Below are 14,454 nucleotides of genomic sequence, written 5' to 3'. Positions count from 1 at the left end.
AACCACTATGAACTGGAAAAGAAACATCATGCTTACGGCGCTGGCCTCGATAACGATAGGCGCAGCGGCACAAACCGATGTACTGAAGGAGGGATTTATCAATCCGCCACAGAGCGCCCGCCCGCGCGTGTGGTGGCACTGGATGAACGGCAACATATCACGCGACGGCATCCGCAAGGACCTCGAATGGATGAATCGGGCAGGACTCGGCGGCATCCATATCTTCGACGCCGGAAAGAAGACACCACAGGTGGTGCCACAACGAATCATCTACATGACACCCGAATGGAAAGAGTGCTATGCGTATGCTGTGGCGTTGGCAGACTCGCTCGGCATGGAAGCCACGATGACCGCCACGCCGGGGTGGAGTAACACGGGAGGACCGTGGGTGAAGCCCTGCGACGCCATGAAGAAACTGGTGTGGAGGGAGGTCACCATCAAGGGAGGCAAGACCATCAACATGACGCTGCCCGAACCCTACAGCGTGAGCGGAGCCTTCCAGAACATCAGGGCGAGGGGCACCGCGTCAAGCAAGACCTACTACAAGGACATCGCCGTGGTGGCGGTGAGGACCGACGGCGAGCTCACTCTCGGAGAGATGGGCGCGAAGGCTACGGCGAGCAACGGCGCGATAGACCTGACCATGCTCACCGACGGCGACATGGCAAAGACGCAGAAACTGACTGCCGACAGCACCGGCAAGGTGGCTTGGATAAAGATAGAACTCGACAAGGCATACACCATCAGGGCATTGGCTCTGGGCGACGGGCGTCAGCACAGCCAGTGGCGCAACAAGCGGCCCGCGCCGACCAAATGGTTGGAAGCGAGCAATGATGGTCTGCACTTCACCAAAGTATGCGACCTGGTGCTGGGAGGTGCCCCGCTGACCACCGTGGACATCACGCCGACCACGGCGCGCTACTTCAGAGTGGTATGGAAAACCGACCGCCGTCCACTGGCCATCAGCGAGCTCAACCTGTTTACCTCCTTCCGCGTGAACCATGCCGAAGAGAAAGCCGCGTTCGGCACGCCGGTCGACCTGCCGCTCTACCCCACGCCAGAGACCGACAAGGCCACGGCGCTGACTGATGTGATAGACCTCACTCATCTCACCGACAGCACCGGAAGGCTCACGTGGAAAGCGCCGATGGGCCGCTGGCGCATACTGCGCTTCGGCTACTCGCTCACGGGCAAGATGAACCATCCCGCGTCGCCCGAGGCGACCGGACTCGAGGTCGACAAGATGTCGGCAGAGGCTGTGCAGCGATATATAAGCACCTATCTCGCCACTTATGTCGACGCCTCGCGCGGCATGATGGGCAAACGCGGACTCCAGAACCTGCTCATCGACAGTTATGAGGCAGGAATAGCCAACTGGACGCCACGAATGGCAGAAGAGTTCAAAGCCCGACGCGGCTACGAACTGCTGCCGTGGATGCCGGCATTGGCGGGAACCATCGTAGAGAGCAGCGAAAAGACCGACCGGTTCCTCTTCGACTGGCGCCGAACCATCGGAGAGCTCATCGAGCAGAACCTCTACCGCCAGGTAGCCGACACCATGAAGGCGCGAGATATGGGTACCTACTTCGAGAGCCACGAGTCGTGCCGCGTCTATGAAGCCGACGGCATGGCTGTCAAGCAATACTGCACTATCCCTATGGGTGCGATGTGGGCGAGTGAACCCGTGATGCACATGAATGACCGCGGCGAGACCGGCAAGCAAGGTGACATACGCGAATCGGCGTCTGTGGCTCACATCTATGGTCAGAATCTGGTTGCCGCCGAATCCCTTACATCCAACGGCATGGACGGCAACGGACTGGCTTATTCCCTCACGCCCAACCTGCTCAAGCCTGTCGCCGACCTCGAATTCGCCAGTGGCGTCAACCGTATCGTCATCCACGACAGTGCCCATCAGCCGATAGATACCAAGGTTCCGGGACAGGGACTGGAGGTCTATGGACAGTGGTTCCACCGTCACGAGACGTGGGCAGAGCAAGCCCGCCCGTGGGTAGACTATCTCTCGCGCACCAGTTATATGCTCCAGCAGGGCAGATATGTCGCCGACGTGGCCTACTACTATGGCGACGACAACAATGTTACCGGTCTCTTCTACGCCAACCAGCCCCAGGTTCCGCCGACGGCGTCTTACGACTATGTCAACACACCCGCGCTGACGGAGCAGTTGACCTGCAGCGACGGCAAGATAACCACGCCATCGGGGATGACCTACCAGGTGCTCGCCCTCGACGCCAACACCCAGCGTATGACCGTTCCTGCGCTGCGCCACATCGCCGCGATGGTCGACAAGGGCATGAAACTCTGCGGCGCAAGACCCCAGGCAGTGCTCAGCCTCAACGATGACAAGGCAGAGTTTGACCGCCTGGTAGCCGAGATATGGGATGCCAACCGCCCCAATGTCAAGGAGAACGCCAGCATCGCCGACGCCCTTGCCGCATGGGGCATCGCGCCCGATTTCTACTGTGACCGCATGGACAGCCTGCGCTTCGTACACCGACAGACGCCACAGGCAGAGATATACTGGGTCAACAACCGCAGCTACCAGACACGTTCTCTCGACGCGAGGTTCAGGGTGACGGGCATGAAGCCTTACTTGTGGCATCCCGAGACGGGCGAGGTGAGTGCAGTAGACTACACCCCCGCTGCCGGTTATACCCAGGTAAGTCTGCAGATGAACCCCGGCGAAGCCTACTTCATCGTCTTCCGCACCGAGAGCGACCCCACGGCGGCAGAGGCTGTCAAAGTCGACGCCCAGACCGTCGCCGCCACGCTCGAGGGGCCCTGGACCGTGACCTTCCAGCCCGACAGAGGCGCACCGGCACAGACCACGATGGCGCAGTTGCGCTCGCTCAGCGAGAGCGACGACGCGGGCATCCGTTACTTCGCCGGCACCGCCACATACCGCAACTCTGTGAAGCTCACCAAAGCCCAGATACGCGGCAAGCGGCTCTGGATAAACCTCGGGCAGATGAGCGCACTGGCAGAGGTCATCGTCAACGGCAAGAACATGGGCATACTCTGGCGCGCACCGTTCTCTACCGAGATTACCGATGCCCTGCGTCGTGGCAACAATGACATCGAGATACGCGTCACCACCCTCTGGCGCAACCGCATCATCGGCGACCAGCAGCCCGACTGTCCCAAGCGTTACACCTATACTTCCTATCCTTTCTACAAGAAAGATTCCAAGTTGCAGCCTTCAGGTCTGATAGGCCCAGTGACACTGACAGAAATGCCAAGATAACAACAAAAATCGCCGATTTCATCGATAAAACAGCGGTGGGGCAGACTCCAGACACACATCTGGTTTCTGCCCCACCGCTTGTTTGTTTGCCACCGCCAGCAGCCATCCCAGCGCACGCCAAGCTCATCCCAGCGATGCCACATATCATCCCCCTGCGCCCCAAGGTCACCCCCACTCTCGTCAAGGTCATCCCCACGCTTCCAAATGCATCTAAAAGAAAAGCCGCCAGCTAAACTCACGTTCTGCTGACGGCACATTTATGAAAAAAGTGTAATTGTGTAGCCTTAATATTGCCTATATCATAGTTATTTACAGTTGAGTGCTACGATGGTTTCATAGAGTTCCTGCTTACCCGAGATTTGGGCAGGCTCACCGTGCTCCTTGGCGTAAGCCACGAGGTCCTCGAGCGAGAGTTTGCCATCCTCGAAGTCCTTGCCCTTGCCACTGTCAAACGAAGCGTAACGCTCCTTGACCATGCGGGGCAGTTCGCTGTGCTCGAGGATTTCGGCTGCGTTCTCGAGCGCACGAGCCATAGCGTCCATACCACTGATGTGGGCGATGAAGATATCCTCGGGGTCGGTAGAGTTACGGCGCAGCTTGGCGTCGAAGTTAGAGCCACCGTTGCCGAGACCACCGTTGCGGATAATCTGCATCATGGCCTGAGTGAGTTCGAAGTTGTCGATGGGGAACTGGTCAGTATCCCATCCGTTCTGGGCGTCGCCACGGTTGGCATCGATGCTGCCCAGCATGCCGTTGTCGACGGCAACAGCCAGTTCATGCTCAAAGGTATGGCCGGCGAGTGTGGCGTGGTTGACCTCGATGTTTACCTTGAAGTCGTCCTGCAGGTTGTGAGCGCGCAGGAAGCCTACTACCGTCTCTACATCGACATCATACTGGTGCTTGGTAGGCTCCATGGGCTTGGGTTCGATGAGGAAGGTGCCGGTGAACCCCTTGGCGCGAGCATAGTCGCGTGCAGCGGTAAGCATCTGAGCCAGATGTTCCTTCTCACGCTTCATATCGGTGTTGAGCAGGCTCATATAACCCTCGCGTCCACCCCAGAACACGTAATTCTGACCACCCAGTTTGATGGTGGCGTCGATGGCGTTCTTGATTTGCACGGCAGCGCGAGCCACTACATCGAAGTTGGGATTGGTGGCAGCACCGTTCATATAGCGCTTGTCGCTGAATACGTTGGCAGTACCCCAGAGCAGACGGATGTCGTCGGCGGCAGCCATCTTTTCGAGCGCATAGTCGGTGATGGCCTTCATGTTGGCCTCGTATTCGTCGATATCGTCGGCGGGGTCGATGAGGTCCACATCGTGGAAGCAGAAATAGTGGATGCCCAGCTTCTCCATGATTTCAAAGCCTGCGTCCATCTTGTCCTTGGCGCGCTGCAGAGCGCTGTCGGCCTTGTCCCACTCGTAGGAGCGTGTCTGTCCGCCAAACTGGTCACCGCTTGCGCCGCCCAGAGTGTGCCACCACGCCATTGCGAACTTCAACCAGTCCTTCATTTTCTTACCTGCAACTACTTTGTTTTGGTCGTAGTAGTGAAAAGCCATAGGGTTCTTGCTGGCAGTGCCCTCAAAGGGGATTTTGCCAATCTGTGGAAAATACTCTTTTGCCATAATTAGTACATATAAGTTTTATTATATTTAGATTGTCATGTCATTGGTAGCAATATACCTTTCCATTCGGCATAAGCCTGTGCATACTGCGCACGTTTCTGTTCATCGGGCTCAATCACGGCAAGCCTGCGCAAGGTAGCAAACGCCTCTTCGTGACTGCTGTAGATGCCGCAGCCCATGCCGGCACCCTTTGCGGCGCCCACGCTGCCGTCGGTCTCATAGAGTTCGATGGTCGCTCCCGAGGTGGTGGCGAGCGCCTCGCGGAATACCGGGCTCAGGAACATATTCGCCTTTCCCGCGTGTATCTTGCGGATGTCCATGCCCATCTCTGCCATCACCTCCATGCCGTAGCAGAAGCTGAATACGATGCCTTCCTGGGCAGCGCGCACCAGATGAGCCTGTGTATGGTGGTTGAAATCGATGCCGTGGATGGAGCATCCCACCTCCCGGTTCTCCAGCACCCGCTCGGCACCATTGCCGAAGGGGATGATGCGCAGTCCGTCGGCACCTGGTGCCACACCTTCAGCCATCGCGTTCATGTCGGCATAAGAGATGCCCTGGGGAGCCACGTTGCGGCGCATCCACGCATTGAGGATGCCGGTGCCGTTGATACACAGGAGCACGCCCAGACGCGTGAGGTCCTCAGTATAATTAACATGCGCGAAGGTATTTACCCTACTCTTTTTATCATAATTAACATCGCCTAACACTCCATACACTACACCCGACGTACCAGCCGTTGAGGCTATCTCGCCGGGATTGAAGACATTCAGACTGAGCGCGTTGTTGGGCTGGTCGCCAGCGCGGTAGCTGATAGGCGTACCTTCGCTGAGTCCCAGCTCGTCAGCCACCTCACGGCTCACGCGGCTCTGCACATCGAAGGTAGGCACGATGTCGGCGAGGATGTCTCTGTCGAAACCATAGTAATCGAGGAGGAAGCCGGCGACAGCGTGGGCCTGAAAATCCCAGAACATACCCTCGGAGAGACCCGATACGGTGGTGTTGATGACGCCGCTGAGCTTCATGGCGAGGTAGTCGCCGGGCAGCATCACCTTGTATATACGCTCATAGACCTCGGGCTCGTTGTCCTTGACCCACGCCAGTTTGGCGGCGGTGAAGTTGCCGGGCGAGTTGAGCAGATGCGACAGACAGCGGTCGCTGCCCAGGTCGGCAAAAGCCCTCTCTCCATAGGGTACAGCACGCGAGTCGCACCAGATAATGGCGTCGCGCACGGGCCGTTGTGCCTTGTCGACACACACCAGACCATGCATCTGATAAGAGATGCCAATCGCCCGGATGTCGTCGCCCTTGGCGCCACTCTCGGCCATGATGCGGGCAAGCGCCAGTTTGGCATTGGCCCACCACATTTCAGGGTCTTGCTCAGCCCAACCGTTTCTGATTGATTTAATCGGTGCTTCGTGCTCGGGGTAGAAAGCCGTAGCCACACACTCTCCGGAATTGACATCTACGAGAGAAGCCTTGACCGAGCTGCTGCCCACGTCAAAGCCCAACAACAAATGTTTGTTCATACTCAATACGTATGTTTAGGTTTTATTTTTTATTTCTTACGTTGCAAAGATATAAAATATCTGAGAATTGACGCAAGAGATTGCCTTTTTTATTACTCTCGCGCGCAATATTTTTAAGGAACCCCCTTCTGCGCTGGCTCCTACGAGGTTAGGCAGCCCCTCTCGACCATCCCGAAGCCACCAACCGTCAAGCCGAGACCACCTTTGCCGGCTCGTAACTATTGACACGAGCCCACGTATCATAAGTCACGAGCTCACGTTTCTTATGTCACGAGCCCTCGTGCCTACCGATACGAGCCGCCCATGACCATCGCGGCGGCGCCCTACTTGACCGCCGGGCATAAAGAAAGCCATTGCACCGACCCTGGCGATGATGGTCGGGGTTGGTGCAATGGCTTGCTTGTGGCGCGCGGGGGCTTGGATGCAGCGCGTTATGGTTTGGATGTCGGCAACCGTGGCTTAACGGCAGCGCGCGGTGGCTTGGATGCAGCCAGCCTTGTCGCCTGCTGCTGCGGCTTGGGCTGCGGGCTATTCTGCCTTGCCGTTGAAGGCGCTTACCTCGATGTGGGGCTGGCTGTCGCGGCGGTCTTCGTCGGCAAACTCTACCGTGACATCGCGGCTCTCGCCCGGCATCAGCGCGAAGTAGTTGTCGCTATAGACCACGGGCAGTATCTGCTCGCCATCGTCGCCCTTGAGGCAGAGGCGTATCATGAGCGTGGGCGTGTCAGAGGTGTTGGTCACCGTCAGTTGTCCATGCCAGGTGTCGCCCTGTCGGCTGAATTTTTCGCGGAGCGTAAGGCGTGTCACGGGCAGATGCTTCAGCGCGCTGTAACACTCGGGGCTGGCTGCCTGTACGTAGAAGTTGTCTGAGCGCAGATACCCCCTCTCGTAGAGTCTCAGCCGGAGATAGCCCACCGAGAGGCTGTCGGGCATGCGCACCGCAGCCACATCGGTGGTGGCGTCGGCATAGGCGTCTACCCATAGCGAGTCGGTGCGTATCACCCTGCCCCGCATGTCTATCGTCTCTATCAGCGCCTCCATGTCGCAGTGGGTGACGGGGGTGATGTTGACCACCTGCACCTTGCGGGTATGGGCGTTGTACATGATGTGGAGCGGCTCACACGCCTTGCGGGCTCCGAAGTAGGCTGCCGTAGGCTCGAGATAGTAGTCGTAGGTCTGCCATACCATCGACGGCCATGCCGGATGCGACATCCAGATGAGCAGTCCCTGTCTATCTTGCTGCGCCGACTCGTACATGGCGCGATAGCCGTCGTAGTTGATCCACTGTGCCCACTCGGCAAACTGGCGTGCATCGGCGGCGGGTCCGAAACGGCGCTGCATCATATCCAGGAATGTCGAGCCCCGCTGCGCGCCCTTCTGGGTGAAGTCGTGCTGCGCCCATCCCTCACCGATAGGCCAGAGGTCGGCTGGGCTGAGCATGCGGCGCAGGCTCTCGATGGTGGGAATGTTGGGCATACCGCGCTCGGAGTGCAGTCGGTGGCTCTGGCTGGTAAAGTATTCTTCGGCTTCGACCGCCCGGTAGGGGCCATGCCCCGACACACCGTCGTCGGCAGAACTGGAGATGTAGCCCAAGCCCGGATGGAGCAGGTCTACCTGGCGGCGCAGGGCGCTGTCGAGCTCGGCAGGCGGATAGCCCTCGTTGCGGCCCACGTAGATGGCTATCGAGGCGTGGCGTCGTATGCGGCGGATATAGTCTTCGGCATTGGCCATGAAGAGACGGTTGTCATAAGGGTCGGGGCCGTCCCAAGGGTTGGCGAGCCAGAAGTCTTGCCAGAGCAGCAGACCATGGCGGTCGCAGGCTTCATAGAGTTCGCGGTCGCCGGTCTGTCCTACCCAGTTGCGTATCATATTGAAGTTCATCTCCTTGTGATACCTCACCGCACGGTCGTACTCTCTGCCTCGGTAGCAGAGGTTGGTCTCGGAGAAACCCCAGTTGCCGCCCAGCGGAACCACACGGCGGTGGTTGACAAAGAACTGCAGACGGGTGCCCATCTCCTTGTAGGTCATCTGTCGTATGCCAACCTGGTAGTGGAGCGAGTCTATCTGCTCACTACCCTCAAGAAGGGCAAAACCGGCACGGTAGAGGTGGGGCTTGCCATAGCCCACGGGCCACCAGAGGTGCATGGGCTGGCGCTGCAGTTGGGCAAACTCGTCGGGCGAGAAAGTCACCTCGCGGCTCTCGCGGGGCTGGAGCGTCACCTGTCGGGCAAAGGCTATCGCCCCTATCCATCCGCGCAGCGTAGCCACCACGGCGGTGTCGCGGTGGTTGGTGACCCACACCTTGGGGGTCATCGTGGCGAGCGAGTCGGCGGGGTCTATGCGACTGTCTACCAGCGGGTCTGCCAGGCTCACGCCACCATTGGCACTCAGGTAGACGTCGTTCCAGATGCCGGTCTCGCGGCCGGGCGTAGAGGTCATCCAGTCCCATCCTATCGAAGCATGGAAGGTGGGGTTGTCGGCTCCCAGCACGCCGCCGTTCATGTCGGTGCTCTCGGTGGTCTTCTGCTTGACTGCGCCAAAGTGGGCGGGGCGTTCCACCCTCACCTCGAGGCGGTTGCCCGTGGGCAGGAGACAGCCGGTCACATCGAAGCGTCCACGCATGAAGGCTCCCTCTATGCGCCCGAGGTCATGGCCGTTGAGGCGGACAGAGGCTTTCCAGTTGATACCATCGAAGTTGAGGAACACATGGCGCCCCTCGTACTCGGCCGGGGCGTCGAAGGTGGTGGTATAGGTAAAGTCGGAATGGAAAAACGACTCTGAAACCATGCGCAGGTTGTCGGCGTGGTTGGTATTGGGCACCGCACCTATATTAATATAACTCTGCAGGGCAGTGGCGGGCACCGTGGCAAGGACAGAGTCAGCCGCCCCGTCGCGGAAGAGCCTCCAGTCGCCTCCGTTGAGGTAGTATCGGCCGTGGACCATACCCTGCCGCTCGGCGGGTATGGCAGAGAGACCTCCGCGCCCCATCACCTGGAGTTCGCTCAGCGCATAGTGGCCCGACGGGTCGGGCTGGCGCATCATGAGTTTGACATAGCGGGCGGTGAAATGATGGCGAAGAGTCTGCACGCCACCCTTGACCTTGATGCGGCCCAGGTCGCCTATCTGCTGCCACTGGTCGCCGTCTTTGGAGACGAGTATCTCGCCACGGCGGGCGGGGTGTATCCAGTGCATCACCACGCGGTCGGCTATCACCGGCGTGCCCAGGTCGACCATGAGCCACTCGTCGGCGCCTCCGGCACTCATCCACGCACTGGTATAACAGGATGAGGGCAGCGCCAGCTGCTCACGGCCGTGGCGTATGGGTCGTGCCTCGTAGAACCGCCAGTAGGTGCAGCCCGTCATGTGGAGCCTTATGCGCAGATGGGAGTAGCGTCCGGGCTTGGAGAAGGGTATCTGCTTCTTGACCAGTCGCATGGGCAGCCGCACGGGGTCTTCCTGCTTGTTGGGGTCGTTGCTTCCGGTGTGTCGGGTGGGCTCGCCGGGCATGCCGTCACCCCGCTCTCCGCCCACGAGGGTCCATGTCTTGCCGTCGTTGGAGGCAAGGAAGTCTATGGCGTAGCCTCCGGTGCCCCGGCCGGGCTGATAGACGGGTTCGGCGAGGATGTCGAAGGCATCGATGTCTACATCCATCGCCGTCCAGTCAAACTGCACGAAGGTATCTTCGCCCTTGACCATCAGACGGGTATGCACGTTGCCGTCGAGCAGTTTCTCGGCATCGCGGCGCGCCACCACGCCGTCGGGCATAGACACCTGCAGACGGCAAGGCTCGCCCCGGTATACGGTACCGTCGGTGACGAGCTGTCCGGTGAGGTTGGCATCGAGTGATGAAGAATGATAGACCATGCGGTGGAGAGCCGTATTGCGGTAGTCGAAGTTACGGCGGAGCGTGGGGGCGAAACTCTCAGACTGGCGGCCTGGGTAGACACCTATGCCACGCGTGGTCTGGCGCTGTGCATGGGTGGGTATGGCGTTGACAAACATCATAGCAACGAGTGTAATCAGTAATTTTTTCATCTCTATCAGGTTTGTGGTCTGCGTCGGGTGGCTCGCAGACATGATGGTAATGACTAACTATAGTGTACAAAATTACTATTTTCTGCCTATCCATGGAAAGAAAAGCGCAACTTTGTGCTGCAGAATGGCATTTTTACAAGATATCCTGGCAGAGACGCCTTCCCTCACTGCGGAGGAAAGTAGGGAAAAAACGAAGAAAAGCCCGACCCGGCTCAACTTTTGCGCAAAAAAGATGACAAAAATGACCTTATGCACAAAGATTTATCATTAATTATGTGTACATGTCAAGGATTTGTGGTAACTTTGCAGCAATTAATATAATAATGTATATGAAAAAGCTGCTAATATCGTGTTTACTCTTAATTGGAATGAACGCCGGAGCGCAGACGCTTCCGACCTATCTTGATGAAACCAAACCTGTGGAACAACGCATCGACGACGTGCTCAGCCGCATGACCCTCGATGAAAAGATAGCCGTCATCCATGCACAGAGCAAGTTCTCGGCAGCAGGCGTGCCCAGACTGGGCATTCCAGACCTCTGGACCGACGACGGCCCTCATGGTATACGCCCCAACACACTGTGGGACAAGTGGCGCGACGCCGGACAGACCAATGACTCTTGTGTGGCTTTCCCCGCACTTACCTGTCTTGCCGCCACATGGAATCCCGCACTTGCCGGCGACTATGGCGTAAGCCTGGGCGAAGAAGCCCGCTATCGCAGCAAGGATGTGGTGCTGGGCCCCGGCATGAATATCTATCGCTCGCCCATCGGCGGCCGCAACTTCGAGTACCTCGGCGAAGACCCGTTCCTCGCCTCGCGCATGGTAGTTCCCTATATCCAGGGCATCCAGAGTACCGGTACTGCCGCATGTGCCAAGCACTTTGCGCTGAACAATGAAGAGGCTTTCCGCAAACGCTACAATGTGGTGGTAAGCGACCGTGCGCTGCACGAGATTTACCTCCCCGCCTTCAAGGCTGCCGTGGAAGAGGGCAAGGTATGGGCTGTAATGTGTGCCTATAACCTCTACAACAACCAGCCCTGCTGCGCCAACGACGTGCTGGTCAACAAGATACTGAAAGGCGACTGGAAGTTTGACGGTGTAGCCATGACCGACTGGGGCGTGCACACCACCACCGACGACGCCGTGAAGTACGGCATGGACATGGAGTTCGGTACCCACACCGACGGTCTCGCCAAGGGCAAGGACAACGCCTATGAGTACTACTACCTGGCGCGTCCCTACAAGGAGGGCATCCTCTCAGGCAAATACAGCATGAAAGACCTCGACGAGAAGGTTCGCCGCGTGCTGAGACTGCACTTCCGCACAACCATGAACCGTCACCGCGCTTACGGTTTCATGTGCTCTGAAGCCCACTACGATGTGGCTCGCAAGATAGGTGAAGAGGGTATCGTTCTGCTGCAGAACAAGCGCTCGCTGTTGCCCCTCAACGCCAACGCAAAGCGCATTCTGGTGGTAGGAGAGAACGCCATAAAGCCCATGACCGTAGGTGGTGGTTCGTCATCGCTGAAGGTACAGCGCGAGGTAAGTCCTCTCGACGGACTCAAGGCTCGTCTGGGCGACAAGGTACAGATAGACTATGCCCGCGGATATGTGGGCGACACCATCGTGAGCTATTCGGGCTACCGCTTCAATACAGACCTGCGCGACAACCGCTCTGCCGAAGAGCTGAAACGCGAAGCCATAGAGAAGGCCAAGGGTGCCGACTACGTCATCTTCGTGGGCGGACTCAACAAGTGTGACGGCCAGGACGCTGAAGGCTATGACCGCAAGGGTCTGGAACTGCCTTACGGACAGAACGAGCTGATAGAGGCTCTGGCAGCCGTAAACAAGAATATGGTATACGTCAACGTATCGGGCAACGCCGTGGCAATGCCTTGGCACGCCAAGGTTCCCGCCATCGTACAGGCATGGTTCCTGGGCTCAGAGGCAGGCAACGCCCTGGCAGCCGTACTCGCTGGCGACGCCAACCCATCGGGCAAGCTGCCCTTCACCATGCCCGCCAAGCTGGAGGATGTAGGCGCTCATGCGCTGGACACCTATCCCGGCACCTGGCGCAAGGACAAGAAGATTATCGACCGCGAATACAAGGAGGGTCTCTATGTGGGTTACCGCTGGGTAGACCATGCTAAGACCACACCGCTGTTTGCATTCGGCTACGGACTGAGCTATACACAGTTCAAGATAGCCAACCTGCGTGCAGACAAGACCACCATGACTCGCGACGGCAAGATAACATTCACCGTAGATGTAACCAACACCGGCCGACGCGCTGGCGCCGAGGTGGTGCAGCTGTACATCCACGACAAGGAGAGTTCGCTGGAGCGCCCCTACAAAGAGCTGAAAGGCTTTGACAAGGTCTATCTCCAGCCAGGTGAAACCCGCCAGGTGAACATTACCATCGACGTCAAGGCACTGAGCTTCTACAACGACAAGACTCAGAGCTGGACTGCCGAAGACGGAGAGTTTGTGGCGCTCGTTGGCAATGGCACCAACAACCTTAAGAACTCACTCAAGTTTAGACTTCAATAGACAATTTTTTATATAGGTTTTATTTTTTAGAAATGAAGGGTACCTTGTCGGGAGACAAGGTATCTTTTTTTTATACCCTAAAAAAACGGCGACAGGCATTGCGTTGACGAGATATTTTATTAAATTTGCAGCGGACATTGTCTTAATTATTAACTAACACAAACATTATGAAAAAGAGATTATTAGTAATGCTGGCGCTTTTTACCATGGCTGTAGGCGCATCAGCACAAATCCAGCTGCTGTACACAGACTTCGGACGCAATGTGATTGACCGCAACAAGAAACTGTTCTGGATGGACGGCGACAGCGACCCCTGCTTTGACATCCAAAGCTACAAGAAGGGTGGCAACAAAGAGGTATTCGTCATCAGTGAAAAGGAAGACAAGAACAACAAATACAAGGTCACCATCATTCTCGACAGCAAGTCTACGCCTATAGAGATAGAGTTGAGTCATCCCCGATACGGTGTCCAGAAGTCAAAGGTAAAGACCACATCGGGCGACAAGAATGAAGACGACCGCCTCTACAAGTATTTCGGCGAGCTGGCAGGCTATCCCCCATCGGCAACTCCGAGTGTAAAGGGTGGTGTGCCCACCGCAAAGAGCGTGAAAGAAGATGCCGGAAAGAGTGCCGGTGCCAAGGTGGGTGATGCCGCCAAGAGTGTAGTGAACAAGGTGAAGGGCCTATTCAAGAAAAAGAAATAGGAAACTAACGCCAGGCAATATAACAAGAGCGGATGCAGGTGGCTGCATCCGCTCTTTCCGTCAGTCGGCGCACGCGGCTCTCGCGTGCGCGTATATATTAATAAGGTATTACTTCTTGACGATTTTGCGGGTTACTCCGTTGGTGTACTTGACGATGGTCACACCCTGAACAGGCTCTGCCACGCGCACGCCGTCAAGGGTGTAGTAGGCAGCGACAGCCGAGGGGGCCTCCACCTCGCCGATGCCGTTGGCCACAACATCGTTGCTGGTAGAAACGGCGAAGATGGCTACGCTGCGGTCGTCGGAAGTCTGCTCGACGGTAACGCTCTTGATGGTCTTGGTATTGTCGGTGTTGACCGCAGACTCATAGAGCTTGAAGACATAGGCATCTATCTTTCCAGCATCACCTGCCCAGTTCTTCTTGGTTGCGATACGTCCCAGGCTGGTCACTACGGCAGCCTGGTTGGCGGCGGAAGAGCTGCTACCCCAGTCGTACATGGTGATACTGCCATCGGCGGTGGTGTTGTCGGTGTAGTTGATGGTCACCTTGATTTGGCTGTCGCCGTCGGCGCTGGTTCCTACGACATAGATGGACTTGGCCTTGATAGGAGTCTCAAAACCTGAGTTCGGGATAAGAAAGTCTCTATAAAAGTTGGTAATCTCAATAATTTTTAGTACCTTTATGGTTGTAAATCAATTAGTTATAAAGTAAAAGGATACTATAGTTATGGAGATTACCAAGGA

Annotated in this window: 7 protein-coding genes; 3 read left to right on the top strand and 4 right to left on the bottom strand. The window is 57.3% G+C overall.

What is annotated here, in order from left to right; translation table 11 throughout:
- The first annotated feature begins 7 nt into the window (after positions 1-7).
- Positions 8-3,265 (top strand): glycosyl hydrolase, encoded by a 3,258-nt coding sequence (locus CIK87_RS11685; RefSeq protein ID WP_094387319.1) that lies wholly within the window; start codon positions 8-10, stop codon positions 3,263-3,265.
- Positions 3,266-3,570: 305 nt separating this feature from the next.
- On the opposite strand, the gene xylA is transcribed toward CIK87_RS11685, so the two are convergent.
- The 3 genes from xylA to CIK87_RS11670 form a co-directional block, all read right to left on the bottom strand.
- Complete coding sequence (gene xylA / locus CIK87_RS11680) at positions 3,571-4,893, bottom strand: xylose isomerase (RefSeq protein ID WP_094387318.1); 1,323 nt, start codon at positions 4,891-4,893, stop codon at positions 3,571-3,573.
- A gap of 32 nt (positions 4,894-4,925) precedes the next feature.
- Complete coding sequence (locus tag CIK87_RS11675; protein ID WP_022309863.1) at positions 4,926-6,419, bottom strand: xylulokinase; 1,494 nt, start codon at positions 6,417-6,419, stop codon at positions 4,926-4,928.
- A 528-nt stretch (positions 6,420-6,947) separates the two neighbouring features.
- Positions 6,948-10,454, bottom strand: a complete 3,507-nt coding sequence (locus tag CIK87_RS11670; RefSeq protein WP_094387350.1) for a discoidin domain-containing protein — start codon at positions 10,452-10,454, stop codon at positions 6,948-6,950.
- A gap of 323 nt (positions 10,455-10,777) precedes the next feature.
- Here CIK87_RS11670 and CIK87_RS11660 point away from each other — a divergent pair, with 323 nt between their 5' ends.
- Together CIK87_RS11660 and CIK87_RS11655 are read left to right on the top strand one after the other, a co-directional pair.
- Entirely contained in the window at positions 10,778-13,006 is a 2,229-nt protein-coding gene (locus CIK87_RS11660; RefSeq protein WP_254046554.1) for a glycoside hydrolase family 3 C-terminal domain-containing protein, read from the top strand.
- A 167-nt stretch (positions 13,007-13,173) separates the two neighbouring features.
- Positions 13,174-13,710: a hypothetical protein gene (locus CIK87_RS11655; RefSeq protein WP_144008212.1), complete on the top strand. Its 537-nt coding sequence runs from the start codon at positions 13,174-13,176 to the stop codon at positions 13,708-13,710.
- A gap of 108 nt (positions 13,711-13,818) precedes the next feature.
- Here CIK87_RS11655 and CIK87_RS11650 read toward each other — a convergent pair whose 3' ends face one another.
- Entirely contained in the window at positions 13,819-14,256 is a 438-nt protein-coding gene (locus CIK87_RS11650; protein ID WP_094387315.1) for a hypothetical protein, read from the bottom strand.
- Between the last annotated feature and the right edge of the window lie 198 nt (positions 14,257-14,454).

Origin of the sequence: Prevotella sp. P5-64, assembly GCF_002251285.1 — a bacterium.
In the GTDB taxonomy this organism is placed as follows: domain Bacteria; phylum Bacteroidota; class Bacteroidia; order Bacteroidales; family Bacteroidaceae; genus Prevotella.
This window is presented reverse-complemented; position numbering and strand designations above follow the sequence as displayed.

Bases quoted from the DNA above. Each gene is read 5' to 3' on its own strand.
- CIK87_RS11685 (WP_094387319.1), top strand. From the start codon at position 8: ATGAACTGGAAAAGAAACATCATGCTTACGGCGCTGGCCTCGATAACG.
- CIK87_RS11675 (WP_022309863.1), bottom strand. From the start codon at position 6,419: ATGAACAAACATTTGTTGTTGGGCTTTGACGTGGGCAGCAGCTCGGTC.
- CIK87_RS11670 (WP_094387350.1), bottom strand. From the start codon at position 10,454: ATGAAAAAATTACTGATTACACTCGTTGCTATGATGTTTGTCAACGCC.
- CIK87_RS11660 (WP_254046554.1), top strand. From the start codon at position 10,778: ATGTATATGAAAAAGCTGCTAATATCGTGTTTACTCTTAATTGGAATG.
- CIK87_RS11655 (WP_144008212.1), top strand. From the start codon at position 13,174: ATGAAAAAGAGATTATTAGTAATGCTGGCGCTTTTTACCATGGCTGTA.